Here is a 26271-nt window from a genome sequence, read left to right on the forward strand (position 1 = left end):
GGATCCGGAGCCCTGGCCGCCTTCGCGTAAGCCGCTCTTTTTTACTTCAGGCGGCGATTTCGAACAGCGCGGCGGCACCCATGCCGCCGCCAATGCACATCGTGGTGACCACGTACTTGACGCCGCGGCGGCGGCCTTCGAGCAGGGCGTGGCCGACCATGCGGGCGCCGCTCATGCCGAAGGGATGGCCGATGGCGATGGCGCCGCCGTTGACGTTGAGACGGTCGTGCGGGATGCCGAGCTTGTCGCGGCAGTAGATCACCTGGCAGGCGAAGGCCTCGTTGAGCTCCCACAGGCCGATGTCGGAGACCTTGAGGCCATGCCGGGCCAGCAGCTTGGGGATGGCGAACACCGGGCCGATGCCCATCTCGTCCGGCTTGCAGCCGGCCACGGCGAAACCGCGGTAGATGCCCAGCGGCTGCAGGCCGCGCTCCTGCGCGGCCTTGCGGCTCATCAGCAGCGCGGCGGCGGCGCCGTCGGACAGCTGCGAGGCATTGCCGGCGGTGATGTGCTTGCCCAGCTGCACGAACTTGCCGTCCTTCCAGACCGGCTTGAGGGCCGACAGGCTCTCGACGGTGGTATCGGCGCGGTTGCCCTCGTCCCTGGCCAGCGTCACCGTTTCCTTGGTGGTGGGGTTGCCTTCCTTGTCGAACAGCTGCTTCTGCACCGTCAGCGGCACGATCTCGTCGTTGAACAGGCCGGCGGCCTGCGCGGCGGCGGTGCGCTTCTGGCTTTCAGCGGAGTACTCGTCCTGCGCCTGGCGGCTGATGCCATAGCGCTCGGCGACGATCTCGGCGGTCTCGATCATCTGGATGTAGGCGGTGGGCTGCGCCGCCAGCACCGCCTCGGACACGAAGCGGTAGGAATTCTTGTGCTTGTTCTGCACCAGCGAGATCGATTCCAGGCCGCCGGCGACGACGATGTCCTGCTCGCCCACCATGATGTTCTTGGCGGCGATGGCGATGGTCTGCAGGCCGGAGGAGCACTGGCGGTCCAGCGTCATGCCGGAGACGGTGTCGGGCAGGCCGCCGGTATAGGCGACCAGGCGGCCGAGGTTGTAGGCCTGCGTGCCCTGCTGCGCGGCGCAGCCGATCAGCACGTCGTCGACCTGCGCGGGATCGACCTTGGCGCGCTCGACCACGGCCTTGACCACGGCACCGCCCAGCACCGGGGCCTCGGTGTCGTTGAAGGCGCCGCGGAAGGCCTTGCCGATGCCGGTGCGTGCGACCGAGACGATGACAGCTTCGTTCATTACCTGTTTCTCCGGGGTTGCGGCCGGACCTGGACCGGCCGCGCCTAAGGGGTCAGTGAACAACGGTACGCCCTGCCCGGGCGCCCAGCTTCACTCAAAAGTAGTAGCGCGAGATGGTGTCGGCGATGCAGGCCGGCTTGGCCTCGCCCTCGATTTCCACCGTCACGCGGATCGTGGCCTGCACGCCGCCGTCCTTGGTGCGCTCGGCGGCGATCAGGTCGCCCCGGCCGCGGATGCGCGAACCGACCTTCACCGGCGCCGGGAAACGCACCTTGTCGCAGCCGTAGTTGACGCCCATCTTCATCCGCACATCGACGATCTCCGGCAGGAAGCGCGAGGCCAGCGACAGCGTCAGGTAGCCATGGGCGATGCAGGCGCCGAAGGGACCCTCCTTGGCCTTGCCGGCATCCACGTGGATCCACTGGTGATCGTCGGTGGCATCGGCGAAGAGGTTGATGCGCTCCTGGGTGACCTGCACCCAGTTGCTGACGTCCAGCGGCTTGCCGATGGACTCGAGGATGGACTCGGCGGTTTCGAACAGGGTAGCCATGGGGGTCGTTTCTGTCAGGAGCGCTGCGAGGAAGCGGAAATGACCTCGCCGACCAGGTAGGAGGCGTAGTCGGAGGCCAGGAACACCATCACGTTGGCGATCTCGAAGGCCTCGGCACCGCGGCCGAAGGCCTCGCGGCTGGCCAGCTCCTTCAGCAGCGCTTCCGGCGCGCTCTTGCGCAGGTGGTCGTGGAACACGATGGAAGGCGACACGGCGTTGATGCGGATGCCGTGGTCGGCGGCTTCCAGCGCCGAGCAGCGCGTCAGCGCCATCACGCCGGCCTTGGCGGCGGCGTAGTGGGCCTGCTCCTTCTGCGCGCGCCAACCCAGCACCGAGGCGTTGTTGACGATGGCGCCGCGGCCGCGGGGTTGCATCTTCTTCAGCATCGCGCGGGTCATGCGGAAGGTGCCGGTCAGGGTCACGTCCAGCACCTTGTTCCATTCCTCGTCGGTCATGTCGACGACGCGCTTGCTGCCGCCGAGGCCGGCGTTGTTGATCAGCACGTCCACGCCGCCGAGCTTGTCCTCGGCCCCGTCCACCAGGGCCTGCACGTCGGCCTCCACGGCGACATTGCCGACCTGGCCGAAGACCTGGGCCTGCGGGAACTCCTTGGCCAGGGCCTGGGCGGCCTCCTCGGTGCGGCGCGGGTGGATGTCGGACAGCATCAGGGCGCGGGCACCCTCCTCCAGGCAGCGCTTGGCAGCGGCGTAGCCGATGCCGCCGCCGGCGGCGGCGGTGATCAGCACCGACTTGCCCTTGAGCAGGCCATGGGCCGGCACGTACGGCGGCGGGGCGGAAGGGGTCGCGGTCATGGACGATCCTGTAGGAATTTTCAGTACCGGGAGTCTGCCCGGCCCCCGGACCCCCTAGCCTCGTGCGTAAAGACGAGGATTCACCATTCTGGTGCAATGGAATCCGCCGGCCCTGCCGGCGGATTCCCGGGACTTCCGGCCCGGCTCAGGCGGGCCGCGGCTCGCGCGGCATCTGCAGGCCGCGCTCGGCGATCAGGTTGAGCTGGATCTCGTTGGTACCGGCATAGATGGTATCGGCGCGCGAGAAGAAGAACAGCTGCTGCAGGGGGCGGATCGCCGGGTCGTCCGAGACCGTGTCGGCTTCGGGCCCCAGCACGTCCACCGCGAGCTTGCCGAGATCGCGGTGCCAGTTGGACCAGTAGTACTTGTAGATCAGGGCCTCGCGCCCGAGCTGGGTCTGTTCGCCGGAGAGCATGCGCAGGGCGTTGTAGCGCATCACCCGCAGGCCGCTCCAGGCCTGCGCCAGGCGCTGGCGGACCTGGGCGTCGCCGATGCGGCCGGCGGCCTGCGCCGCCTGCACCACCAGCTCCAGTTCGTGGGCAAAGTGCATCTGCTGGCCCAGCGTGGACACGCCGCGCTCGGCCTCCAGCAGCCCCATGGCGACCTTCCAGCCCTCGCCGGGCGCGCCGACGATGTGGTCGGCCTGCGCCACTGCGCCGTCGAAGAACACCTCGTTGAACTCCGAGCCGCCGCCGAGCTGCTTGATCGGGCGGATCTCGATACCCGGCTGCTTCAGCGGCATCAGCAGGAAGGCCAGGCCCTTGTTGCCCTTGCTGCCGGGCTCGCAGCGCGCCAGCACGAAGATCCACTCCGACTCGTGCGCCAGCGAGGTCCAGATCTTCTGGCCCTGCACGCGCCAGGAGCCGTCGGCCTCCTGCCAGCAGCGGGTCTGCACGTTGGCCAGATCGGATCCGGCATTGGGCTCGGAATAGCCCTGGGCCCAGAACTCGGTGCCGTCGACGATGCGCGGCAGGAAGCGCGCCTTCTGCTGGTCGCTGCCGTAGCGGATCAGCGCCGGGCCCATCAGGCCCTCGCCGATATGCCCCATGCGGCCGGGACCGCCGGCACGCGCATATTCCTCGTGGAAGATCACCTGCTGCTGGATGCCCAGGCCGCGGCCGCCTGCTTCCTTGGGCCAGCCCACGCAGGTCCAGCCACCGGCGGCGAGTTCGCGCTCCCATTCCTTGCGCAGCTCCGGGAAGGCCTCTTCGTCGCCGGGGCCGCCACGGTGCTTCAGCGGCGCGAAACGCCCGCTGAGGTGCTCGCGCATCCAGCCGGCCACCTCGGCGCGGAAGGCTTCATCGGCACCGGCGCTGGTGGCCGGGGCTTCCTGCTGCGCCGGGGCCGCGATCACGCCCTCGGCGATCAGCGCGCGCAGTGCATCGCTGTTGCCCAGCCAGTGGCTGCTGGCCTGGGCGCGCTTGAAGTAGAGCTGGGGATCGTACTCCCAGGTGAAGCCGACGCCGCCATGCAGCTGGATGGCTTCCTGGGCGCACCAGAAGAAGCTGTCCGCCGCCAGCGCGCGCGCCATGGCCGTTTCCATCTCCAGCCTCGCGGTGTCGGCGCCCGAGGCGGCTACGGCCGCGGCGCCGGCCACGGCGGAGCGCAGCTCCTCCACCCGCACCATCATCAGCGCGCAGCGGTGCTTCACCGCCTGGAACGAGGCGATGACGCGGCCGAACTGCTTGCGCGTGGCGGTGTAGGCCACGGTGAGATCGAGACAGCTCTGCGCCGCGCCGAGCTGCTCGGCGGCGATGTAGAGCCGGGCCAGCGCGGCCGCGCGGGCGATGCCGTCGTCGAAGCGGGCCGGATCGTCGATGCGGTCGGCGGCGACGCCGTTCAGGTCCAGGCGCGCGAAGCGGCGGGTCTGGTCCCAGCCGTTGAGCTGCTGGATCGCCAGGCCTTCGTCGTCGTGGCGCAGCGCGAACAGGCCATGGCCGCCGCCCGGCAGCTTCGCCGGCAGGAACAGCCAGCCGACGTTGGCGCCATCGGGCACCCGCGCGCAGAAGCCGTTGAGCTTCCAGCCCTCGCCCTCGGGCACCGCTTCCAGCTCGGCGGCGGCGTCACGCCAGTCGAGGCTGCTGGGCAGCGGCGCGGTGGCGCTGAGGCTGCCCTCGGCGATGGCGCCGAGGAAGCGCTGGCGCGCCGCGTCCGTGGCGGTCTCGCCCAGCAGGTTCGCCGCCAGGCAGACAGTGGAGAAGAACGGCGCGCACAGCAGGCGGCGGCCCATCTGCTCCAGGACCAGCGCCAGCTCCACCGGGCCCAGGCCCAGTCCGCCGCAGTCCTCGGGGATCGCCAGCGCGCACCAGCCCAGTTCGGAACCGATGCGCTGCCACACCGACTCGTCGTAGCCGGCCGGGCTTTCCATCGCGGCGCGCACGGCGGCGGAGGTGCTGACGTCGGCGAGGAAATTCTCGGCGGCATCGCGGATCAGGATCTGGTCTTCGGTCAGCGCCAGGTTCACGAGGGGCATCCAGCTTGGGCTATGAGGCCGGGATTATCGTGGGCCTGGGGCCTGGGACTCTTCATCCATTGGGCTGAGTCGGGAGTTTCTTGGATTGCCTAAATCGCAATCCAAGCCGGCGAAGGCCCGGCCATGGAGTGTTTGGCCCCGCTGAGGCCTGACTCAATGCCAGGCCGAAGTAGCAAAACACGGGCGGGGGCCGAATGGGCGAACCGCCGTCCCCCCGCGGATGGCGCCCCGAAGGCAAAACCCCGCTCAGGGCGGGGTTTCTGGTCAACGCGGAACTACGCCGCCTCCGCCAGCCTTTGGGCGGCCTGGGCCGTCCAGAAATGCCGCAGGCGCCGCGCGGTGACGCCCGGCACCTCGATCATCGGCAGGTGACCCACGCCGCTGAGCTTCTTGACCACGGCATGCGGGATGGCGGCCTTGAAGGCGTCGGCGGAGGAGACGTCGAGGATGCGGTCCTGCTCGCCCCAGAGCACCAGGGTCGGTACCTGGATGCCCGACAGTTCCACCTGCGGCGTCTCGATCATCTGCGAGAACAGGTGCAGGTTGAGCGTGCGGCGGCTGGTGAACTGGCCGTACATCAGCGGCGCCAGCGCCAGTGCCAGGCTGCTGCGGTTGCGCTCCATGGTGCTTTCCAGCAGCTGCACCACTTCCGACAGGCGTCCGGCGATCAGGCCGTTGCGCCCCTCGCTGAGCCCGCTCTCGAAGGGGCTGGAGTTCTCGCCGTGCATTCCGGCGGCGTTCATCAGCGTCAGCGAGGCCACCAGCGAGGCGTGGCGAGCCGCCATCAGCCCGGCGATGGCGCCGCCCATGGAACTGCCCACCACGTGGGCCGGAGCACCGATGGTGCGGCGCGCCCATTCGGCGACCCGCTCGGCCTGGCGGTCCAGGGTGTAGGACAGGCCATGGATGTACTGGCTCTCGCCCCAGGCGGGCAGGTCCAGCACGTAGAGGCGGTAGCGCTGCATCAGGAAGGGCAGCATCAGCAGCCAGTTTTCCTTGCTGGAGGTGAAGCCGTGCAGCAGCAGCACCGGCTCGCCGCCGGCCTTGCCGCCTTCCATCCAGACCAGGCGATGGCCCTCGACCACGGCGCTGCGCTTGCGCATGCCGGTGGCCAGGCGCTGCACCTCGCGCAGCAGCGGCCAGGCCAGCCCGGAAGGCTGCCACTGGCGCAGGGCGGCTTCATCGGGACGCTCGGCCTTGGCCAGATAGGCGGCGCGGACCCGGTCCAGTGCGGCCTGCTGCTCATCGAGACCCTGGGGGCCCGCCTTGGAACTCCCGATTACCGACAAGGCCGGGGAGATCGCCGAGCGCAGGCTCGCCAGCACGGCGGCGGAAGGAAAACGGATCATCGGGACTCCAGTTATTAGGCAAAACAGCCGGCGCAGGCCTGGGTCCTTGCGGGCTGCACGGACCTTAAAGAGAGGGTGACGCAGGCGTCATTGACTCCCCTGACATCGCCCAATGTCACAGTAACCCAGGTTTCCACCCATTATGGTGCAGCGCAGCAGCAAGCCCTTGAAAGCACTGCTTTTGCCCAAGGCGGCGGCTGGATGCCCCGGGACATCCACCCGCCGGACGGCCCTCGCCTCGCCCAGCAAAATGCCCCGGGACGTTCATCCCGGGGCATCGTGTCCGAAACCGGTCCAGTGGCTGGCCGAGTGCGGCGACGTCAGCTGCCGTAGACCTTCTGCGCGGCCGGCGATTCGGCGATCAGGCCGTCGATCACCTCCGTCAATTCGGAGGGGCTCCAGCGGGCCTTCTTGTCGCGGACGATGCCGGTCTTCCAGCCGTTGGCGATGGAGACCTTGCCGCCTTCCACCTCGAACACCTTGCCGGTCACGTGGGCCGACAGCGGGCTGCACAGCCAGACCACCAGCGGGGCGACGTTCTCGGGGGCGTAGTGATCGAAGCTGCCGTCTTCGGGCTTCTTCATCATCGCGCCGAAGGGGCCTTCCGTCATGCCGGTGCGCGCGGCCGGGGCCAGGGCGTTGGCAGTGATGCCGTAGCGGCCCAGTTCCGCCGCCTGCACCAGCGTCAGCGAGGCGATGCCGCCCTTGGCGGCGGCGTAGTTGCTCTGGCCGATGGAGCCGTTGAGGCCGGCGCCGGAGCTGGTGTTGATGATGCGGCCGTCGGCCTTGGTGCCGGTGGCCTTCACCTGGTCGCGCCAGCGCTGCACCAGCCTGCTGGCGATGCAGAAGTGGCCCTTGAGGTGCACCTTCACCACCAGGTCCCAATCGTCTTCACTGAGGGAAGCGAACATGCGGTCGCGCACGATGCCGGCGTTGTTCACCACGCCGTGCACGTCGCCGAAGCTGTCGACGGCGGTCTTGACGATGTTCTCGGCGCCGGCCATCGAGGTGATGTCGTCGCTGTTGGCCACGGCCTTGCCGCCGGCCGCCTGGATCTCGGCGACCACGGCCTCGGCGGCCTCGCGCTTGATGTCGTTGACCACGACGTTGGCGCCTTCGGCGGCCAGTGCCAGCGCGTAGCCGCGGCCCAGGCCGGCACCGGAGCCGGTGACGATGATCGTGCGGTTGTTGCAGATGCCCATCTGGATTCTCTCTTTGATCTGGTCTTCCCCCTCCCACCGGGAGAGGGAGTTTCGCTAGGCTGGAGACTGACTCAATGTCGATCCCCAGCAGGTGAAACTCAGGGTGAGGGACGCGCTGCGTCAGGATCGACCGGCGTCCCTCACCCCCCGCCCCTCTCCCGATGGGAGAGGGGCTCGGAACAGCAGCGATTTACCCGAGGCGCTCGATGATCGTGACGTTGGCCACGCCGCCGCCTTCGCACATGGTCTGCAGGCCGTAGCGGCCTTTGGTGCGCTCCAGTTCGTTGAGCAGCGTCGCCATCAGCTTGACGCCGGTGGCGCCCAGCGGATGCGCCAGCGCAATGCCGCCGCCGTTGACGTTGGTCTTGGCGTGCGGATAGCCGGTGTCCTTGAGCCAGGCCAGCACGACCGGGGCGAAGGCCTCGTTGATCTCGACCAGGTCGATGTCCTCGAGCTTCATGCCCGCCTTCTTCATCGCCTGGCGCGTGGCCGGGATCGGCGCGGTGAGCATGTAGATCGGGTCGTCCGAGTACACGCTCATGTGGTGGATGCGGGCACGGGCCTTGAGGCCGTACTTCTTCAGCGCCTTCTCGGAAACGATCAGCATCGCGGCGGCGGCATCGCCGGTCTGGCTCGACACGCCGGCGGTGATGGTGCCGCCCGGGGCCAGCGGCTCCAGCTTGGCCATCTGCTCCAGCGAGGTCTCGCGCGTGGTCTCGTCATGCTCCAGGCCGGCGATGGAGACGATCTCGTTCCTGAAGCGGCCTTCCGCGATCGCGCGGCGGGCGCGCACGTGGCTCTCCAGCGAGAACTTCTCCATGTCCAGGCGCGAGATATCCCACTTGTTGGCGATCAGCTGCGCGCCATGGAACTGCGACACCGGCTGGTCGCCGAAACGCGCGGTCCAGCCCTTGGAGCCGGAGAACGGATCCTTGAAGCCCAGCGGCTGCGCCGCGATCATCGCGGAGGAGATGGGGATCTGCGTCATGGTCTGCACGCCGCCGGCGACGACCACGTCCTGCGTGCCGCTCATCACGGCCTGGGCGGCGAAGTGCACGGCCTGCTGCGAGGAGCCGCACTGGCGGTCGATGGTGACGCCCGGCACGTGCATCGGCAGGCCGGCGGCCAGCCAGGAGGTGCGGGCGATGTTGCCAGCCAGGGGGCCGATGGCATCCAGGCAGCCGAAGATGACGTCGTCATAGTCCTCGGCGGGGACCTTGTTGCGCTCGACCAGGGCCTTGAGCACGTGCGCGCCGAGATCGGCGCCATGGATGGCGGACAGGCTGCCCTTGCGCTTGCCGGTGGGCGTGCGCAGGACATCGACGATATAGGCTTCGGCCATGAGAGCTTCCTTTTCCAGTTGATGAATTTCGTTTCGACCGCGCCAGGGCTGATGGCGGACCGGCGGCGGCAGTGTGCCGGGTTGGCCCCCGGCCCGCGCCACCCGGCCCCCGCCCCTACGCGAAGGTTTCGCCCGGGCCCAGCCGGGCCCCGTCGGCAAGGATGAAATCGGCGATGCGCTTCTTGTGGAAGGCGCGGTCGCCCCAGGCCGCATCCAGCGCCCAGGCCCGCTTCATGAACATCTGCAGGTCGGTTTCCCAGGTGTATCCCATGGCACCGTGCACCTGCATGCTCTTGCGCGCGCCCAGCCAGGCGGCTTCGCCGGCGGCGAGCTTGGCGTGCGACACGTAGACGCCGCGGCGGGCCTGCTCGCGCTCGGTGGCATAGGCCGCGCGGTACAGCACCGGCTTGGCGAACTCCGCCTTCACGGCGACGTCGGCCAGGTGGTGCTTTACCGCCTGGAAGGAGCCGATGGGCTTGCCGAACTGCTTGCGCGTGGCGCTGTAGTCGATGCCCAGGTCCAGCATGCGCTGGGTCAGGCCCACGAGTTGCGCGGCCCCCGCCAGGGCGGCGCGGTCCAGCACGCCGTCCCAGAGCTGCTTGCCCAGGCGCGCCGGGCAGATGCGCGTGGCCTCGGAGGGCGTCCAGGTCACCTTGTACAGGCGGCGCGACATGTCGATGCTGGGATTGAACGACAGCTTGACCTGGTCCTTGGCCAGGGCATGCACCTCGTCATCGTGCCACATCAGGATCAGGTCGGCGTTCTGCGCGTCGGCCACCATCGGGTTGACCGGGTGCCCCACGGCGATGCGCGCACTGCCGTCGGCGATCTTCGGCAGCCAGGTCTTCTTCAGCGCCGCGTCCGCCGGCAGGCGGTTGAGCAGGTAGGTCGCGAGATACGCCGTGTCGATCAGCGAATCCGGGATCGCGTAGTAGCCGAGCTCCTGGTGGATCAGCACCCATTCCAGGTCGCCGGCGCCGATGCCGCCAAATTCCTCGGGCACGGACAGCGCCGTCAGGCCCTGCTCCGCCAGCTTGCCGCGCAGTTCGCGCGAGCGGCCGGTCTCGGTCTCCCAGATTTCGCGCAGCCACTCGGGGGCTGCTTCCACCATCAGGAACTTGCGGATGGAGTCGGAGAAGGCGATGTGTTCGTCTTTGAACGCAAAGTCCACGGCGTCCTCCTTAGCGCGGCAGGCCGAGCATGCGCTCGGCGATGATGTTGCGCTGGATCTCGTTGGATCCGGCGTAGATCGGGCCGGCCTGCGCGAACAGGAAGCCCTCCAGCCAGTGGCCGATGTTGCCGGCGTCCGGCGCACCGCCCATCAGTTCCGCGCGCGGGCCCAGCAGGCGCATGGCGGTCTCGTGCATCGACAGGTCCAGTTCCGACCAGAAGATCTTGTTGGTGCTGGCCTCGGGGCCGATGTGCTCGCCGCGGCGCAGGCGGCCGGCGGTGGCGTAGGTGGCCAGGGTGTAGGCCTCGGCATCCATCCAGCTCTTGACCACGGCGTCGCGCAGCGAGCAGTCGTCCACGTTCTTCTCTTCGGCCTTGTACAGGTCCACCAGCGACTTGGCGGTCTGCTGGAAGCGGCCCGGCGAGCGCAGCATCAGGCCGCGCTCGAAGCCGGCCGTGGCCATGGCCACGTTCCAACCCTGGCCTTCCTCGCCCATGCGGTTCTCCACCGGCACGCGGACATTGTCGAAGAAGATCTCGGCGAAGCCCGGCAGGCCGTTGAGCTGCTTGATCGGGCGGATGGTGATGCCGGGCAGGTTCAGCGGCAGCAGCACGAAGGTGAGGCCATGGTGACGCACGGAGTCCGGGTCGCTGCGGAACAGGCCGAACAGCCAGTCCGCCCAGACCGCGCGCGTGGACCAGGTCTTCTGGCCGTTGATGACGTAGTGGTCGCCGTCGCGGATCGCCTTGCAGCGGATCGCCGCCATGTCGGAGCCGGCGCCCGGCTCCGACCAGCCCTGGGCCCAGATGTCGTCGCCCGCCGCCATGCGCGGCAGGAAGCGCTTCTTCTGCTCCTCGGTGCCGTATTCCATCAGCGTCGGCGCCAGCAGGAAGATGCCGTTCTGGTTGACGCGCAGCGGCGCGCCGGCGCGCCAGTACTCCTCCTCGAAGATCAGCCATTCGATGAGGTCCACGCCGCGGCCGCCCAGGTGCTCTGGCCAGGTCACGGCGCTCCAGCGGCCGGAGTTGAGCTTGTGCTCCCACTCGCGGTGCTGGCGGAAGCCTTCCTCGGTGTCGAAGCTCTGCAGCGTCTGCTTCGGCACGTTGGCGGCCAGCCATTCCCGGATTTCTGTCCGGAACTTGTTCTGTCGCTCGGTATATTCGAGTCGCATGGTTTCAGCCCTATGTCGCTATAGTTCTTATGTACCGCGATCCGGCTAGAACTTCGCGTCACGCTTCTCGACGAAGGCGCGCCTTGTTTCTGCCGAATCCTTCTCGCTGTACGCCTGGAGCGTGAAGCCCTGCTCCCAGCGATACTTGTCTTCCAGGTTGCCGTCCTCGATGCCGTTGAGGGACTCCTTGGCCAGGCGGATCATCGCCGTGCTCTTGGCGGCGATCTTGCGCGCGATGTTCATCGCGGCCTCGCGCAGTTCGGCGCGGGGCACCACGGTCTCGATCGCGCCCAGGCGGTGGGCCTCGGCGGCGGTGATCGGCTCGCCGGTGAAATACATCATGCGCACCTTCTGCACCGGGAACAGGCGCTGCAGGTGGGCGCCGCCGCCCATCGCGCCGCGATCCACCTCGGGCACGCCGAAGGTGGCGTCCTCGCTGGCCACGACGATGTCCGCCGCGCCCGCCAGGCCGATGCCGCCGCCCAGCACGAAGCCGTGCACGGCCACGATCACCGGCAGCGGGTTGCGGTGCACGGCGCGGAACGAACGGTAGTTGCCGGCATTGACCGAGACGATCTTCTCCGGGTGCTTGTCCAGCTCCTTGATGTCCACGCCGGCGCAGAAGCCGCGGCCCTCGGAGCGCAGCACGATCACGCGCGCCTCGGGATGGGCGCCCAGCTTCTCGATCTCGTCGGCCAGCGCGTGCCAGCCGGCGTCGTTGAGGGCGTTGACCGGCGGGCGGTCGATCACCAGTTCGGCGACGCCGTCGGTGATGGTGGTGCTGAAGCCGTGGCTGGTCATGCGGATTTATCCAGGGGAATGCGGGTGGAGAGGCTGGCGAGGCGGGCCTCGGCCTCGGCGGCGATGCCTTCGATGACGTCCTTGACGCCGGGCAGCGAGCCGATGACGGCGGCGACCTGGCCGCTGGGCAGCACGCCCTCGTCCGGGCGGCCCTCGACCATGGCGCGCTGGATCAGCACGGGGGCGTTGGCCGCCATCATGGTCTGGATCGCGGAATCGCCCTCGCGCAGCGCGGCGAAGAAGGTCCTGATCATGTGGCCCACCGACATGCCGGTGTGCACGCGCCATTTCCAGGCACTGCTCAGGGCCACGAACAGCCGGTGCAGCAGGCCGCCGCTCTCCAGCTTCAGCAGGAAGGGGTTGTCGATCATGCGCTGCGGCATGCCGTCGACGGCGGTGGAGGCGCGGATCTGGGCCGGCTCCTTGACCTCGACGTACTTCTGCAGCGTGGCCTTGGGCACCGGCGACTCGGCCGTCATCAGGAAGCGCGTGCCCATGGCGATGCCCGAGGCGCCGAAGGCCAGCGCACCCGCCAGACCGCGGCCGCTGTGGAAGCCGCCGGCCGCGACCACCGGTACCTTCACGGCGTCCAGCACCTGCGGCAGCAGCAGGGTGGTGGGCACCGAACCGGTGTGTCCGCCGCCCTCCGCGCCCTGCACGGTGATGATGTCGGCGCCCAGTTCCACCGCCTTCTGGGCATGCTTGAGCGCGCCGACGGTGGGCATGCAGAGGATGCCGGCTTCCTTGAAGCGCCTGATGGTCTTGGCGTCGGGACCGCGGCCGTAGGACACGGCGCGCACGCGGTCCTTGTGCTTGAGGCAGAGCTCGATCACTTCCAGCGCATTGGGCTGGAACATGTGGAAGTTCACGCCGAACTGCGCGCTGGTGGCGGCACGCACGTCGGCGATGGCCTGTTCCAGCTGCGCGGTGGACATGGTGGCCGCGGCCAGGAAGCCGAAGCCGCCGGCATTGGAGGTGGCGGCCACCAGCTTGGCGTCCGCCACCCAGCCCATCGCGGTCTGAACGATCGGATAGCGGCAGCCCAGCAGGCGCGTCAGCTCGGTTTGCAGGGAGTTGCTCATCGTCTCAATCGTTTTTCTTGTTGGCCGCGGCCATGGCCTTGGCGTCCAGCCCGCCCAGGTTGTTGCCGGTCAGCAGCTGGTTGTGGACATGGGCGAGGTGGTGCCAGCCGAAGGCGGCGTCCATCGCCGTGCGCTTGCCGCGCAGTTCCTCGACATGGTTGATCGCCTGCTTGGCCAGGGCCATGGCCAGGCGCGGCTGGGCGGCGAGCTTCTGCGCAATGGCCTCGACCGAGGCCTGCAGTTCCTCGCGCGGCACCACGCGGTTGACCATGCCCATCAGCTGGGCACGATCGGCCTTCATCTTCTCGCCCAGGAACAGGAATTCCTTGGCGATGCGCGGGTGCAGCTCGAAGGCATGGGCGAAGTACTCCACACCCGGGATGCCCATCTTCAGCACCGGGTCCTGGAAGTAGGCGTCCTCGCTGGCGACGATCAGGTCGCAGGTCCAGGCCAGCATCAGGCCGCCGGCGATGCAGGCCCCCTGCACCATGGCGATGGTCGGCTTGGGCACGTCGCGCCAGCGACGGCACATGCCGAGGTAGACCTCCTGCTCGCGGGCATACTGGAACTCGCCGCCAGGCTTACCGACGTGGTCGTACCAGAGGTGCTGGCGCTCGAAGCTCTCGTGCGCGTCGCGCTCCGGCGTGCCGATGTCATGGCCCGCCGAGAAGTTCTTGCCGGCGCCGGCCAGCACGATCACCTTGACCGCGTCGTCATCGACCGCGCGCCGGAAGGCAGCGTCGAGGGCGTAGGTCATCCGGGAGTTCTGCGCGTTGTGGTAGCGCGGCCGGTTCATCGTCAGCCACGCGATGCCGTCGCGGACCTCGTAGAGCACGACCTCGTCGCGCTCGGTGTTGGCGGGCTGCGTCATGGCTTCAGGCCTTCACGATCACCGAGGAGCCGTGGCCGAACAGGCCCTGGTTCGCCGTAATGCCGACCTTCGCGCCAGCGACCTGCCGCTCGCCGGCCTGGCCGCGCAGCTGCCAGGTCAGTTCGCAGACCTGGGCCAGGGCCTGGGCCGGCACGGCCTCGCCGAAGCAGGCCAGGCCGCCCGAAGGGTTCACCGGCAGGCGGCCGCCCACGCGGGTGACGCCCTCGCGCAGCAGCTTGGCCGCGTCGCCGCGGGCGCAGAGCTGCAGGTCCTCGATCCAGTCCAGTTCCAGTGCGGTGGAGAGGTCATAGACCTCGGCGAGGCTGACGTCCTCGGGGCCGATGCCGGCCTCCTCGTAGGCTTTCCTCGGCAGCGCGGCACGGAAGCTCTGCGCCGGCACGGCGACGGCCGAATCGGTGGCGATGTCCGGCATCTCCACCAGGGCCGAGGCGAACGTCGGCGTGACGGTGGAGATCGCGGCGATGCGCGGCGCCTTGGCCTTGCCGACCTTGCGGGCGTAGTCGACGCTGGAGACGATGATGGCCGCGGCGCCGTCGGAGGTGGCGCAGATGTCCATCAGGCGCAGCGGATCGGCCACCATCGGCGAAGCCGCCACGTCCGCGGCATTGAAGGCCTTGCGGTAGCGGGCGTTCGGATTCGACAGGCCGTGCTGCGCGTTCTTGATCTTGACCTGCGCGAAATCCTCCAGCGTATCGCCGTACATCTCGATACGGCGGCGTGCGTAGAGCGCGAAGTAGGTCGGGTTGGTGATGCCGATGCGGAAGCGAACCCAGTCCGGATCATCCGGCCGGTCTCCCGGCTGCGGCTTGAGGAAGCCCTTGGGCGTGGTATCGGAACCGATCACCAGCGCGACCTCGCACTCGCCCGAGAGAATCTTGGAGCGCGCCGCGGCCAGGGCCTGCGAGCCGGAGGCACAGGCGGCGTAGGAGGTGTTGACCTGCGCGCCCTGCCAGCCCAGCGCCTGCGCGAAGGTCGCACCCGCCACCTGGCCCGGATAGCCGTTGCGGATGGTCGCCGCGCCGGAAACGAACTGGATGTCGCGCCAGTTCACGCCGGAATCGGCCAGCGCGTCGCGAGCGGCCTTCACGCCGTACTCGACGAAATTGCGCCCCCACTTGCCCCAGGGGTGCATGCCGACGCCGAGGATGGCGATGTCCTTGTTCGTGCTCATGGCATGAACCTCGCCTGACCGTTCGTGCTGAGCCTGTCGAAGCATGAACGGTCCGTTACCGGAATTCGCACTTCGACAAGCTCAGTGCGAACGGCAGTCAACACGTCGAAGGTCTTCATGCCGCCACCTTCCACTTCCAGGTCAGCTTGCCGTCGGCCAGGGGCTCGAGGACCAGCTCCATCTCCAGGCCCGCACGCAGGGATTCCACGCCAGTGCCGGCCACCACCTGTCCCAGCACGATCATCTTTTCCTTGGCCAGCTCCACCGCGGCGATCGCGAAGGGGACGAAGGCCTCCTTGTCGACCTGCACGTAGGGCTCGGGCGGCTGGTAGGCGGCGCTGGTGAACGACCAGAGCTTGCCCGTGCGCGACAGCGGCACTTCCTCGAAGCTCTCGCCGTTGCAGTCCGGGTTGCGGCAGAAGCCCTTGAGCTTGGGGAAGTAGTAGGTACCGCAGGCCGTGCAGCGCGTGCCCAGAAGATGGGGACGCTGCTCGTCGAGCGTGAACCAGCCGTCCAGTACCGGCACGCCGACAGCCTGCTCTTTCAGCACTGCGCTCATGCGGCGGCAGCCGTCCGCACGGCGGGCGGATTGCCCTTGAGCTGCAGGGCGCGCAGGTTGTGCGGGTCCATGCGGCGGATCACGGCAAGCTGCCCGGCGGTAGGCATCGGCGTCTCGCCCATGCCCGGTGCCTGCAGCAGCGGGAAGCCGGTGGCGGCCTGCACCTGCTCGAAGCTGACGCCCGGGTGCAGCGACTTCACGCGCGGCGCATGATCCGGGCCGCCGAAGTCCATCACGCAGAGGTCGGTGACGACCAGCCGGATGTCGACGAAGTCCTGCTTCATGCCCGGAGCCCAGCGCTCGGGCTTGTAGCCCACGCCGGACACCATGTCGACCTCGCCGGACACGAACACGCGCGGGCCATGGTTGGGCACGATCATCGAATTGATGTGGTTGATGCTGTTGCCCGGCAGGCCGCGCACGCCAAGGATCGCCGACTTGGGCTTGTCGTAGGGGCCGACGGAGGACAGGTTGGTCTGGCCCCAGCGGTCGATCTGCGTCGGGCCGATCATGGCGTGGCGCTTGCCGCCCCAGACGCATTCGAAGACGCGCTCGAAGGACAGGTAGCCTTCGTACTTGGGCTGGTAGTCGCCGCGGGCCCCCAGGGGCACCGGCTCGGACACCAGGAAGGCCTCGCTGTCGGTCATCAGCAGCTCGGGCGAATGCGTCAGCTTGGCCAGGCTCGCGCCGATGCGCGGGATCACGCCGATGCCGGAGGCCAGGATCTCGCCGTTGTCGCGCCAGGCCTCGGAGGCCGCCACGATCATCAGTTCCGCCAGGCTTACCACTTCGTTTTCGGTCATTTGCGTCATGATCTTCAGAACACCGGCTGCTTGAGCTTGGCGGCGCGCTCGGGGCCGCCGATCTTCGCCAGGTATTCGCTCTCGCCCGGGGCGACGAATTCCGCCACGTACTTCTCCCAGCCGCCTTCCTCGGTGGCCGAGGCGTTGTAGCGCTTGAGATGGTCCATGTCCCAGCCGTAGTCGGGGCCGAGGTAGGTCGGGTGCGCGCCCAGCGGCGCATGCACCACGCCCTTGACCAGGTAGCGCTCGAAGGGATTCTGCTTCGCCGTGTCGGCGTCCAGCTCGAAACGCTCGCGCAGCACTTCGGTGCTGACGTAGGTGGCGTCCGCGGCACGGGCGTAGAGATGATCGAAGAAGGTGTCGGCACCACGCAGCAGCGTGTTGCCGAGACGGTCCGCTTCGTTGACGTGGATCAGCGCGGCGTCCAGCTTCAGCGCCGGCATCGCGAGGTAGACCTCGCCGTCACCGTAGGGCGACTGGATGGTCTTCAGCGAGGGGTTCCTCGCCAGCACGTCGGTGGCCAGGCCGCAGCGCGTCGGCAGGAAGGACATGCGCATGCCGGCAGCGCGCAGGCCCCACTCGAACATGCCTTCGTCCAGCTCCATCACGTCCATGGCGGCGGACTCGCGCGCCTTGCGGAACCAGGGTTCCAGCGGGATCGCATCCATGGTGACGAAAGCGTAGATCAGCTTCTTCACCTTGCCGGCCGCGCAGAGCATGCCGACGTCGGGACCGCCGTAGGACACCACGGTGAGATTCTTCAGCGGCGAGCGCAGGATCTCGCGCACCAGGGCCATGGGCTTGCGCCGCGGGCCCCAGCCGCCGATGCCAAGGGTCATGCCATCGCGCAGCTGCGAGACGGCCTGGGCGGCGGAAAGCTCTTTGTTCAGTGCCATTAGCGGAATCCCACCGAGAAGTCGTGGCCCCAGATCGAGACCTGCTGGGTCTGGGTGGTCTGCCATTTTCCGGGTTCGACGCTGATGCCGCCCCACCCGTACTCCAGCGCGAAGTTGCCCGGGGTCATCACGTAGAACGAGGTCATGCGATCGTTCTCGTGCTCGCCCAGGGTCGCCATCATCTTGACGCCCTGCTTCTGAACGCGGTCGTAGGCCTTACCGACATCGGTGATGGTGTCGACCTCGACCATGGCGTGCACGCAGCCGGAGGGGCTGGGCATCTCGGCCAGCGCGAGGCTGTGGTGGCGGCCGCTGGCGGCGTGCAGGAAGTAGATGCGGATCACCGGCGCGTCCGGGCCCGGCTGGAAGTTGAAGATGTCGGTGATGCCGAAACCGAACACCTCCTGCCAGAACTTGAGGGTGGCATCGAAGCTGCCCGCGGCCGGCAGCACGGTGTGGCCCATGCCCTGACGGCCGGTCTTGAAGCCCTGCACGCCGATCGGGGACTGGAACGGGGCTGTGGGGCCGGTATAGCCGTAGGAGATCTCGTGCCGGTTGCCGGCGGGGTCGGTGAACACCGACAGCGCCTTGACCTGGCGGGCCGCGACCAGCTGGGCGTCGCCCGTCTCCACCGCCGTGCCGGCCTTGGCCAGGGCCGCGAGCGCGTCCCGGTAGGCGGCTTCGTCGCGCACCTCCCAGCCGGAGGCCAGGTAGCGGTCCTCGGCCCCGGGCACGACCGCGACGCGGTAGGACCGTTCGTCCATCTTGAGGAACAATCCGCCCTCCGCCGTGGCCGAAGTGGACATGCCGAGCACCTGCTCGCCGTAGGTCTGCCACTTGGCGATGTCCGTGCTTTGCGCAACGATGTAAGCCAGTGATTCGATTCTGATCATTGGGACCGATTGCCGGAATATGGGGAGTGGCGCCATATTGGTCCCGAGGGCGTTTTTGATCTTCATCCGTTGGGATGAGACTGTACGGAGAGGAATCGGGAGGGGCCGGGAGAGCCGCCGGAAGACCTTTGTGGTATTTGTTATGCCGCATTTCTGGAAGCCCAAGGAGGGGCGCCATGGAGCCATCGGTTACCGCATCACAGGCGGTGCAGGACACCTCGGAGGGGGCCCGCTTCGCCCGCATGGTCCGCCTGGGGCTCAGGCTGGCGGCGGAGCCGGACCCGGACGTCCAGCTGCGCCATCTCTACGGCGAGGCGCGGGAGATCCTGCAGGCCGACCACGTGGAGATGCTGCTGCCCGATGAGGAGGGACGGCTGTCCCATGGGGGTGAACTGCTGCGCGACCGCCCCGCCCTGCCCTTGCGGCTCAGTTCGCCGGCCGCGCCGCTGGACCCGGCACGGCTGCCGCGCGGCCTGCCGCCCCTGGGCAGCCTGCTGTCCATGCCGATGCAGAACGACGGCCACCGCCATGGCTGGCTGGTCGTGGGCAGGGCCCCGGGCAAACCACCCTTCGCCCCCGGCGACGAGCAGATCGCGGCCATGCTGGCGGCCGGGCTGGCGATCTTCCGCGAGAACATCCGCCTGTACCGGCAGGCACAGCACCAGGCCCGCGAACTGCGGCGCGAGATCGCCCAGCGCGAGCGCAGCGAGAACGCCCTGCGGCGCCTGACCCGCATCCACCGCATGCGCAGCCGCATCGCCGCGGAGATCGTGCGCTGCCGCAACCAGCAACAGCTGTTCAAGGAGGTCTGCCGCACCGCCGTGGACCAGGGCGGCTTCCGCATGGCCTGGATCGGCGTGCAGCAGGGAGAGCTGGTGGAGCCGGTGGCCTGCCATGGCGAGGACCATGGCTACATGAACCTGCTGCGCGACTACCAGCGCGCCGGCCACCGCGACGGCCCGGCCATCACGGCCCTGAGGGAGCGCCGGGAGATAGTCTGCAACGACATCGCCCGCGCCCCCCTGATGGCCGCCTGGCGCGCGCCGGCGCTGGAGCGCGGCTACCGCTCGGTGGCGATCCTGCCGGTCTTCGCCCGCTCCCGCCTGGCCGGCTGCCTGGCGCTGTATGCCGGCGAAACCGACTTCTTCAGCGAAGAGGAGCAGCAGTTGCTGATCGAGTTGGCGGGCGACATCTCCCATGCCCTGGAGTTCATCGCCAACGAGGAGCGGCTGGACTTCCTGTCCTACTACGATCCCCTGACCGGCCTGGCCAACCGACGCCTGTTCCACGAACGCCTCAACCAGCACCTGCTGGCTGCCCGCCAGACCACCGCCCGCGTGGCGGTGATCCTGGTCGACCTGGTGCAGTTCAAGGCAGTGAACGACGCCGTGGGCATGGCGGCGGGCGACGAGGTGCTGAAGAGCGTGGCCGAGCGCCTGACCCGCCTGGCCGGCAACCCGGCCTACCTGGCCCGCACCGGCGGCGACCGCTTTGCCGCGCTGATCCCGGACCTGAAGGATTCCGCCAGCCTGTCGCTGATGCTGCGCGACCGCGTGTGGACCCGGCTGAGCCACCCGATCGAGGTCGCCGGACGCTCGCTGAGCCTGTCGGGCAAGGTGGGGCTGGCGCTGTTCCCGGAGGACGGCGACGACGGCGAAACCCTGTTCCGCAACGCCGAGGCCGCGCTCAAGCGTGCCAAGCAGACCGGCGAGCGCTACCTGTTCTATACCGCGCAGATGGGCTCGGCGATGAAGCAGCGCCTGGAACTGGACACGCGGCTGCGCCATGCGATGCAGGATGACCAGTTCGTTCTGTACTACCAGCCCAAGGTGGACCTGCGCGACGGCACGGTCTGCGGCGCCGAGGCGCTGATCCGCTGGGAGAGCCCGGAGCTGGGCCTGGTGCCTCCCGGACAGTTCATCCCGCTGCTGGAGGAGAACGGCATGATCGTGGAGGTCGGCCGCTGGGCCCTGGAGCAGGCGGCGGCCGACCGGTCCAGCTGGATGCGCGCCGGCATCGCCGTCCCCCGCATCGCCGTCAACGTGTCGGCCGTGCAGCTGCGCGACGCCGCCTTCATCGACCATGTCGGCAGCGTCCTGGAACGCTACCCGCAGAGCGCCGGGGGCATCGAGCTGGAGCTGACCGAGTCCAGCATGCTGGCCAACCCGGACGCCACCCTGCCGCTGCTGCAGCGCCTGCGCGACATGGGCGTGAACCTGGCGCTGGACGACTTCGGCACCGGCTATTCCTCGTTGTCCTACCTGTCCCGGCTGCCGCTGGCCACGGTGAAGATCGACCGCTCCTTCGTGCTGCGCATGGGCGACAGCGCCAACACCATCAGCATCGTCTCGTCGGTGATCTCGCTGGCCCACTCGATGGGGCTGAGGGTGGTGGCGGAAGGCGTGGACTCCACCGAGCAGCTCAAGTTCCTGCGCCTGCTGCACTGCGATGAGATCCAGGGCCACCTGTTCAGCCCGGCGCTGCCGCCGGAGGAGTTCGTCGCCCTGCTGCGACGCGGCCGGACACTGCCGCCGGAGTAGGCCGGGACGAGGTCTCCGCAGCGGCCCGCGGCAACTCTCGTCTACATGGACGAAGATTCCCGAGCCCAGCGGGAAATAATGCTGGCCTGACCTTTTCCAGGCCGGTTCTCCCCATGACACAGCCCACCCCTTCCGCTTCCGGAACCGCCGACGGCACCCTGCCGGTCGATGCGCCGCTGGTGGTCGATTCCGCCGAGGCCGTGGCCTGGAACGAGACGGTGGACCTGCTGGTGGTGGGCTTCGGCGCCGCCGGCGCCTCGGCCGCCATCCATGCCCGCCAGGCCGGCGCCAACGTCGGCATCGTCGAGCGCTTCGAGGGCGGCGGCGCCACCATCAAGAGCGGCGGCATCGTCTACCTGGGCGGCGGCACGCGCCAGCAGAAGGCGGCCGGCTACGACGACACGGTGGAGGCCATGTACCGCTACCTGCAGATGGAAACCGGCGACGCCGTCGGCAAGGCCACGCTGCACCAGTTCTGCGAGGATAGCCTCGGCCTGCATGCCTGGCTCGAATCCCTGGGCGCGAAGTTCGACTCCAGCGCCCCGCCGCCCAAGACCTCCTATCCCAGGGACGGCATCTACCTGTACTACTCCGGCAACGAGGGAGTGCCCGCCTTCGCCGCCCAGGCCCTGCCGGCGCCGCGCGGCCACCGCATGCACGGGTCCGGCGTGGCCACCGGCAAGCACCTGTTCACCATGCTGCGCCGCCGCGTCGAGGAACTGAAGATCCCGGTGCTGACGCAGAGCGCGGTGCGCCGCCTGGTCCAGGACCGCAGCGGCAGCGTGATCGGCGCCGAAGTGTTCCGCCTCGACCCCGGGTCTCCCGCCGGCCAGCGCCACCTGAAGCTGATGCGCAAGGCCGAGAAGGTGCACGACTTCGCCCCCGCCTGGGCCGACCGCCTGCGCGCCCAGGCCCTGGCGATCGAACTGGCGGACGCGCGGCCGCTGCGGATCCGCGCTACCGGCGGCGTGCTGCTGTCGGCCGGCGGCTTCATCTTCAACCGCGAGATGGTGCAGAAGCACGCCCCGAAGTACCTGCGGAACATGCGCCTCGGTGCCACCGGCTGCGACGGCAGCGGCATCCGCCTGGGCCTGTCGGCCGGCGGCAGCGCCGCGCGCCTGGAGAAGGGCTCGGCCTGGCGCTTCATCAACCCGCCCACCGCCCTGCCCCGCGGCATCGTCGTGGGCGCCAACGGCGAGCGCTTCTGCAACGAGCAGGTCTACGGCGCGCGGCTGGGCGTGGAGATGTGCGAACAGGGCGACGGCAGCGCCTGGCTGATCCTCGACGCCAAGCTGCGCCGCGCGGCGCTGAAGGAGGCCGCCTTCGGCAAGCTGTGGATGTTCCAGTCCGGCCCGGCGCTGATCCTGATGCTGAGCTCGCCCAAGGCGAAGACCCTGGCAGAGCTGGCCGGCAAGATCGGCGTGCCCGCCGCCGCGCTGGAGCGCAGCGTGCAGGCCAACAATGCCAGCGCCGCCGGCAACCAGCCCGACGCCTTCGGCAAGTCGCCGGACATGCGTGCCGCCCTCGACCAGGGCCCCTACTATGCCCTGGACATCTCGGCCGGCAACAAGATCTTCCCCTGTCCGTCGATCACGCTCGGCGGCCTGCGCGTGGAGGAAGGCAGCAACCGCGTGCTGGACGCCGGCGGCCAGCCGATCAAGGGACTCTATGCCGCCGGCCGCACGGCGGTGGGCGTGGCCTCCAATTTCTACGTCAGCGGCCTGTCGATCGCCGACTGCCTGTGGTCCGGCCGCCGCGCCGCGCTGCACGCCATACAAAAGACCAGCGACGCGGCGGCACGGGCCGCCTGAACCACTTTTACGGAGAGAGAAGAACATGGGACGCGTACAGGACAAGGTGGCGATCATCACCGGCGGCGCCAGCGGCGTGGGTGCGGAAGACGCACGGCTGCTGGCCCGTGAAGGCGCCAAGGTGGTCATCACCGATCTCAACCAGGAGCTGGGCGAGAAGGTGGCCGCCGAGATCAACGCCAAGCACGCGGACAGCGCCCTGTTCATCAAGCATGACATCGCCAGCGAGCCCGACTGGGAGAACGTCATCGCCCGGACCGAGGAGAAGTTCGGCGGCCTCGACGTGCTGGTCAACAACGCCGCCATCCTGGCCTACGGCACCATCGAGGACACCTCCCTGGAGCTGTGGCAGAAGATCCAGCGCATCAATTCCGACGGCTACTTCCTGGGCTGCAAGCATGGCCTGCTGGCGATGAAGAAACGCGGCGGCGGCTCGATCGTCAACATGTCGTCCATGGCCGGCATCGGCGGCATGTCCGCCTTCGCCGCCTACAGCGCCAGCAAGGGCGCGGTCGCCGCGCTGACGCGCTCAGTGGCGGCCCACTGCCGCATGAACCTCTACAAGATCCGCTGCAACTCGATCCACCCCGACGGCATCGTCACGCCGATGGTGGCCAACCTGCCGCGCGATCCCAAGCAGCAGCCCAAGGTCCGCGAGAAGGACCCCAAGCAGCTGCAGGCCCGCTTCTGCATGCCGGCGGACATCGCCAACCTGGTGCTGTTCCTGGCCTCGGACGAGTCTCGTTTCATCCAGGGCGCCGAGATGCGCATCGACAACGGCTACCTCATGTGGGCGGATTGAAGTCCGTCCGCATCCGGGCATGTACATCCCTGCGCAAGACCGTGCCATCCTTGGCACGGAAATTCAAATGTAAGGTTCCATGAGCAAGATCCAGTACCACCCGCTGAAGGTTGCCCAGGTCATCGAAGAGACGGCCGACGCGCGCTCGCTGGTGTTCGACATCCCGGCCGAGCTGAAGGACGCCTTCAAGTACAAGCCGGGCCAGTTCCTGACGCTGCGCGTACCCTGTGGCGCCAAGCCGCTGCCGCGCTGCTACTCGCTGTCGAGCACGCCTACCGAGAACGGGCCGCTGCAGGTCACCATCAAGCGCGTGGCCGGCGGCCGCGCCTCCAACTGGCTCTGCGGCTGCCTGCGTGCCGGCGACACGCTCGACGTGGCGGTGCCGGCCGGCATCTTCACGCCCAAGTCCTACGACGGTGATTTCCTGATGTTCGGCGGCGGCAGCGGCGTGACGCCGGTGCTGTCGATCATCCGCAGCGTGCTCAACCAGGGCAAGGGCCGCATCCGGCTGTTCTACGCCAACCGCGACGAACGCTCGGTGATCTTCGCCGCGGAGTTGGCGAAGCTCTCGCGCGAGCATCCCAAGCGCCTGCAGGTGATCCACTGGCTGGACTCGGTGCAGGGCATCCCCTCGCAGGTGCAGATCGAGGCGATGGCGCAGGGTTGGGAGAACGCGCAGTGCTTCATCTGCGGCCCCGGCATCTTCATGGACACCACCGCCGCGGCCCTGCACCAGCTGGGCTTCCCCTCCGCGCGGGTGCACATCGAGCGCTTCGTCTCGCTGCCCGAGGAATCCGACGAGCTGCCGGTGCCGGTGGCCGTCGAGGGCGGCACGGTCTCGCAGGTGGAAGTGGAACTGGACGGCGAGGTCCACAAGTTCGAGGCCCAGCCGGGCCAGTTGCTGATCGACGCGATGGAGCAGGCCGGCATGCAGCCGCCCTATTCCTGCCGCGCCGGCGCCTGCGCCGCCTGCATGTGCCATCTCGACGACGGCGAGGTGGAGATGATCACCAACCAGGTGCTGGAGCAGAGCGACATCGCCCAGGGCTGGATCCTGTCCTGCCAGGCGGTGGCGAAGTCCCCCGTCGTCAAGCTCCGCTACCCGACATGAGCCATACCCTTCCCCAGGCCTTCGCCGAGAGCGTGCAGAAGCACGCCAGCCGCACCGCGGTGGTCGGCGAGGATGGCACGGAGCTGAGCTACGCCGAACTGGACCAGTTGCGCATCTACGCCGCGCGCGCGCTGGTGGCCATGGGCGTGCAGCACGGCGAGCGCGTGGCCATCTGGGCGCCCAACTCGGTGGAATGGATCGTGGCGGGCCTGGCCATCCAGGCCGTCGGCGGCGTGCTGGTCCCCCTGAACACGCGCATGAAGGGTGCCGAGGCCGCCTACATCCTGCAGAAGAGCGGCGCCACGACGCTGTTCTGCGCCGGCCGCTTCCTCGGCCAGCACTACCCGACGATGCTGGCCGAGCACTGGCCCAGTTCGCTGAAGCACGTGGTGGTGATCGGCGACCCCGAATCCGGCGATACCGGCTGGCGCGAGTTCATGGCCAAGGCCGACCAGGCCCATACCGAGGACGTGCTGAAGCGCGCCGCCGCGGTGCAGCCCTCCGACCGCCTGGACATCATGTTCACCTCCGGCACCACCGGCCGCCCGAAGGGCGTGGTCACGAACCACGCGCAGAACCTCGACGTGATCCGGTCCTGGTCCGCCGTGATGGGCCTGGTGCCCGAGGACAGGTACCTCATCGCCAACCCGTTCTTCCATACCTTCGGCTACAAGGTGGGCTGGCTCGGCGGCCTGCTGCACGGCCTGACGGTGCTGCCGCACGCGGTGTTCGACGCCGGCGCGATCCTGCAGCGCATCGCCCGCGACCGCATCTCGGTGCTGCCCGGCCCGCCGACGCTGTTCATCAGCCTGCTCAATGACCCCACCCGCGCCGGTGCGGACCTGTCCTCGCTGCGGGCCACCATCACCGGTGCCGCCGCGATCGCGCCTTCCCTGATCGAGCGCATCCGCGCCGAACTGGGCTTCCAGGTCGTGCTGACCGCCTACGGACTCACGGAGACCTGCGGCGTGGTGTCGATGTGCGAGGCCGGCGACGATGCCGAGACCATCGCCCTGACCAGCGGCAAGGCGATCCCGCGCGTGGAGCTGCGCTGCGTCGATGCCGACAACCGGCCCGTGGCGGCCGGCGAGTCCGGCGAGATCGTGGTCCGCGGCTACAACGTCATGCAGGGCTACCTGGACGACCCCAAGGCCACCGCCGAGACCATCGACGCGGATGGCTGGCTGCATACCGGCGACGTCGGCGTGCTCGACGGGCGCGGCTATCTCAGGATCACCGATCGGCTGAAGGACATGTACATCGCCGGCGGCTTCAACTGCTACCCGGCGGAGATCGAGCGGATCATCGCCGCGCATCCGGCGGTGGCGCAGGTCGCGGTCGTCGGCGTGCCGGACGAGCGCCTCGGCGAGGTCGGCAAGGCCTGCGTCGTGCTGCGCCCCGGCGCCGCGCTGGGCGAGAAGGAGCTGATCGCCTGGTGCCGCGACAACATGGCCAACTACAAGGTGCCGCGCTACGCCGAGATGATGGCGTCGCTGCCGACCAACCCCTCCGGCAAGGTGCTGAAGTTCCAGCTGCGGGACATGGCGAAGGGCGCGGGTTGAGTCTTTGGTTCCCTCTCCCTCCGGGA

Annotated in this window: 22 protein-coding genes and 1 pseudogene; 5 read left to right on the forward strand and 18 right to left on the reverse strand. The window is 68.7% G+C overall.

The features are described from left to right. Positions 1 to 46: 46 nt before the first annotated feature. From C3942_RS08840 to C3942_RS08920, 18 genes and pseudogenes are all read right to left on the reverse strand, one after another. A complete protein-coding gene (locus tag C3942_RS08840) occupies positions 47 to 1252 on the reverse strand; it encodes an acetyl-CoA C-acyltransferase (protein ID WP_104230024.1) in 1206 nt (401 codons plus the stop codon). Positions 1253 to 1346: 94 nt separating this feature from the next. Next, complete coding sequence (locus C3942_RS08845) at positions 1347 to 1802, reverse strand: MaoC family dehydratase (protein WP_104230025.1); 456 nt, start codon at positions 1800 to 1802, stop codon at positions 1347 to 1349. Between the two features lie 14 nt (positions 1803 to 1816). Continuing rightward, a complete protein-coding gene (locus C3942_RS08850; RefSeq protein WP_104230026.1) occupies positions 1817 to 2614 on the reverse strand; it encodes an SDR family oxidoreductase in 798 nt (265 codons plus the stop codon). A gap of 145 nt (positions 2615 to 2759) precedes the next feature. Continuing rightward, complete coding sequence (locus C3942_RS22935; protein ID WP_436286237.1) at positions 2760 to 3965, reverse strand: acyl-CoA dehydrogenase family protein; 1206 nt, start codon at positions 3963 to 3965, stop codon at positions 2760 to 2762. A gap of 12 nt (positions 3966 to 3977) precedes the next feature. Beyond that, positions 3978 to 5087, reverse strand: a pseudogene (locus tag C3942_RS22940) (acyl-CoA dehydrogenase family protein); the annotation flags it as partial. Positions 5088 to 5362: 275 nt separating this feature from the next. Continuing rightward, complete coding sequence (locus tag C3942_RS08860; protein ID WP_104230027.1) at positions 5363 to 6436, reverse strand: alpha/beta fold hydrolase; 1074 nt, start codon at positions 6434 to 6436, stop codon at positions 5363 to 5365. A 320-nt stretch (positions 6437 to 6756) separates the two neighbouring features. After that, the gene (locus C3942_RS08865) at positions 6757 to 7638 is read right to left on the reverse strand and encodes an SDR family oxidoreductase (protein WP_104230028.1); all 882 of its coding nucleotides are present in this window, start codon (positions 7636 to 7638) and stop codon (positions 6757 to 6759) included. Between the two features lie 190 nt (positions 7639 to 7828). Continuing rightward, positions 7829 to 8980 (reverse strand): acetyl-CoA C-acetyltransferase, encoded by a 1152-nt coding sequence (locus C3942_RS08870; protein WP_104230029.1) that lies wholly within the window; start codon positions 8978 to 8980, stop codon positions 7829 to 7831. A gap of 115 nt (positions 8981 to 9095) precedes the next feature. After that, positions 9096 to 10151 carry an acyl-CoA dehydrogenase family protein gene (locus C3942_RS08875; RefSeq protein ID WP_104230030.1) on the reverse strand — a complete coding sequence of 352 codons (1056 nt, stop codon included), beginning with the start codon at positions 10149 to 10151 and terminating at the stop codon, positions 9096 to 9098. A gap of 10 nt (positions 10152 to 10161) precedes the next feature. Then, positions 10162 to 11322: an acyl-CoA dehydrogenase family protein gene (locus C3942_RS08880; RefSeq protein WP_104230031.1), complete on the reverse strand. Its 1161-nt coding sequence runs from the start codon at positions 11320 to 11322 to the stop codon at positions 10162 to 10164. Between the two features lie 45 nt (positions 11323 to 11367). Then, entirely contained in the window at positions 11368 to 12123 is a 756-nt protein-coding gene (locus C3942_RS08885; RefSeq protein ID WP_104230032.1) for an enoyl-CoA hydratase family protein, read from the reverse strand. Then, positions 12120 to 13205, reverse strand: a complete 1086-nt coding sequence (locus C3942_RS08890; RefSeq protein ID WP_104230033.1) for an NAD(P)H-dependent flavin oxidoreductase — start codon at positions 13203 to 13205, stop codon at positions 12120 to 12122. The genes C3942_RS08885 and C3942_RS08890 overlap by 4 nt, the downstream gene beginning before the upstream one ends. A gap of 4 nt (positions 13206 to 13209) precedes the next feature. Then, positions 13210 to 14076 carry an enoyl-CoA hydratase gene (locus tag C3942_RS08895; protein ID WP_104230034.1) on the reverse strand — a complete coding sequence of 289 codons (867 nt, stop codon included), beginning with the start codon at positions 14074 to 14076 and terminating at the stop codon, positions 13210 to 13212. A gap of 4 nt (positions 14077 to 14080) precedes the next feature. Continuing rightward, positions 14081 to 15268 (reverse strand): lipid-transfer protein, encoded by a 1188-nt coding sequence (locus tag C3942_RS08900; protein WP_104230035.1) that lies wholly within the window; start codon positions 15266 to 15268, stop codon positions 14081 to 14083. Between the two features lie 115 nt (positions 15269 to 15383). Beyond that, a complete protein-coding gene (locus C3942_RS08905) occupies positions 15384 to 15827 on the reverse strand; it encodes a Zn-ribbon domain-containing OB-fold protein (protein ID WP_207766028.1) in 444 nt (147 codons plus the stop codon). Then, positions 15824 to 16630 (reverse strand): CoA-transferase subunit beta, encoded by an 807-nt coding sequence (locus tag C3942_RS08910; protein ID WP_104230036.1) that lies wholly within the window; start codon positions 16628 to 16630, stop codon positions 15824 to 15826. The genes C3942_RS08905 and C3942_RS08910 overlap by 4 nt, the downstream gene beginning before the upstream one ends. A gap of 14 nt (positions 16631 to 16644) precedes the next feature. Then, positions 16645 to 17520 (reverse strand): CoA transferase subunit A, encoded by an 876-nt coding sequence (locus C3942_RS08915; protein ID WP_104230262.1) that lies wholly within the window; start codon positions 17518 to 17520, stop codon positions 16645 to 16647. A gap of 5 nt (positions 17521 to 17525) precedes the next feature. Further along, positions 17526 to 18419 carry a VOC family protein gene (locus tag C3942_RS08920; RefSeq protein WP_104230037.1) on the reverse strand — a complete coding sequence of 298 codons (894 nt, stop codon included), beginning with the start codon at positions 18417 to 18419 and terminating at the stop codon, positions 17526 to 17528. Positions 18420 to 18595: 176 nt separating this feature from the next. On the opposite strand from C3942_RS08920, the gene C3942_RS08925 reads away from it, so the two are divergent. From C3942_RS08925 to C3942_RS08945, 5 genes are all read left to right on the forward strand, one after another. Next, on the forward strand, positions 18596 to 20959 hold the full coding sequence (locus C3942_RS08925; protein ID WP_133164278.1) for a bifunctional diguanylate cyclase/phosphodiesterase: 2364 nt from the start codon (positions 18596 to 18598) through the stop codon (positions 20957 to 20959). Between the two features lie 113 nt (positions 20960 to 21072). Continuing rightward, positions 21073 to 22770, forward strand: a complete 1698-nt coding sequence (locus C3942_RS08930; RefSeq protein ID WP_104230039.1) for an FAD-binding protein — start codon at positions 21073 to 21075, stop codon at positions 22768 to 22770. 25 nt (positions 22771 to 22795) lie between these two features. After that, positions 22796 to 23572 (forward strand): glucose 1-dehydrogenase, encoded by a 777-nt coding sequence (locus tag C3942_RS08935; protein WP_104230040.1) that lies wholly within the window; start codon positions 22796 to 22798, stop codon positions 23570 to 23572. A gap of 79 nt (positions 23573 to 23651) precedes the next feature. After that, entirely contained in the window at positions 23652 to 24683 is a 1032-nt protein-coding gene (locus C3942_RS08940) for a ferredoxin--NADP reductase (RefSeq protein ID WP_104230041.1), read from the forward strand. Beyond that, a complete protein-coding gene (locus tag C3942_RS08945; protein ID WP_104230042.1) occupies positions 24680 to 26245 on the forward strand; it encodes a FadD3 family acyl-CoA ligase in 1566 nt (521 codons plus the stop codon). Before C3942_RS08940 ends, C3942_RS08945 begins: the two co-directional genes overlap by 4 nt. The last annotated feature ends 26 nt before the right edge of the window (positions 26246 to 26271 follow it).

The organism is Solimonas fluminis (assembly GCF_002930645.1).
GTDB lineage: Bacteria > Pseudomonadota > Gammaproteobacteria > Nevskiales > Nevskiaceae > Solimonas_A > Solimonas_A fluminis.

What these genes read in the sequence shown, in the direction of transcription:
- C3942_RS08840 (WP_104230024.1), bottom strand. Translation starts at nt 1,252, where the DNA reads ATGAACGAAGCTGTCATCGTCTCGGTCGCACGCACCGGCATCGGCAAG.
- C3942_RS08845 (WP_104230025.1), bottom strand. Translation starts at nt 1,802, where the DNA reads ATGGCTACCCTGTTCGAAACCGCCGAGTCCATCCTCGAGTCCATCGGC.
- C3942_RS08850 (WP_104230026.1), bottom strand. Translation starts at nt 2,614, where the DNA reads ATGACCGCGACCCCTTCCGCCCCGCCGCCGTACGTGCCGGCCCATGGC.
- C3942_RS08860 (WP_104230027.1), bottom strand. Translation starts at nt 6,436, where the DNA reads ATGATCCGTTTTCCTTCCGCCGCCGTGCTGGCGAGCCTGCGCTCGGCG.
- C3942_RS08865 (WP_104230028.1), bottom strand. Translation starts at nt 7,638, where the DNA reads ATGGGCATCTGCAACAACCGCACGATCATCGTCACCGGCTCCGGTGCC.
- C3942_RS08870 (WP_104230029.1), bottom strand. Translation starts at nt 8,980, where the DNA reads ATGGCCGAAGCCTATATCGTCGATGTCCTGCGCACGCCCACCGGCAAG.
- C3942_RS08880 (WP_104230031.1), bottom strand. Translation starts at nt 11,322, where the DNA reads ATGCGACTCGAATATACCGAGCGACAGAACAAGTTCCGGACAGAAATC.
- C3942_RS08885 (WP_104230032.1), bottom strand. Translation starts at nt 12,123, where the DNA reads ATGACCAGCCACGGCTTCAGCACCACCATCACCGACGGCGTCGCCGAA.
- C3942_RS08890 (WP_104230033.1), bottom strand. Translation starts at nt 13,205, where the DNA reads ATGAGCAACTCCCTGCAAACCGAGCTGACGCGCCTGCTGGGCTGCCGC.
- C3942_RS08895 (WP_104230034.1), bottom strand. Translation starts at nt 14,076, where the DNA reads ATGACGCAGCCCGCCAACACCGAGCGCGACGAGGTCGTGCTCTACGAG.
- C3942_RS08900 (WP_104230035.1), bottom strand. Translation starts at nt 15,268, where the DNA reads ATGAGCACGAACAAGGACATCGCCATCCTCGGCGTCGGCATGCACCCC.
- C3942_RS08905 (WP_207766028.1), bottom strand. Translation starts at nt 15,827, where the DNA reads ATGAGCGCAGTGCTGAAAGAGCAGGCTGTCGGCGTGCCGGTACTGGAC.
- C3942_RS08910 (WP_104230036.1), bottom strand. Translation starts at nt 16,630, where the DNA reads ATGACCGAAAACGAAGTGGTAAGCCTGGCGGAACTGATGATCGTGGCG.
- C3942_RS08920 (WP_104230037.1), bottom strand. Translation starts at nt 18,419, where the DNA reads ATGATCAGAATCGAATCACTGGCTTACATCGTTGCGCAAAGCACGGAC.
- C3942_RS08925 (WP_133164278.1), top strand. Translation starts at nt 18,596, where the DNA reads ATGGAGCCATCGGTTACCGCATCACAGGCGGTGCAGGACACCTCGGAG.
- C3942_RS08930 (WP_104230039.1), top strand. Translation starts at nt 21,073, where the DNA reads ATGACACAGCCCACCCCTTCCGCTTCCGGAACCGCCGACGGCACCCTG.
- C3942_RS08935 (WP_104230040.1), top strand. Translation starts at nt 22,796, where the DNA reads ATGGGACGCGTACAGGACAAGGTGGCGATCATCACCGGCGGCGCCAGC.
- C3942_RS08940 (WP_104230041.1), top strand. Translation starts at nt 23,652, where the DNA reads ATGAGCAAGATCCAGTACCACCCGCTGAAGGTTGCCCAGGTCATCGAA.
- C3942_RS08945 (WP_104230042.1), top strand. Translation starts at nt 24,680, where the DNA reads ATGAGCCATACCCTTCCCCAGGCCTTCGCCGAGAGCGTGCAGAAGCAC.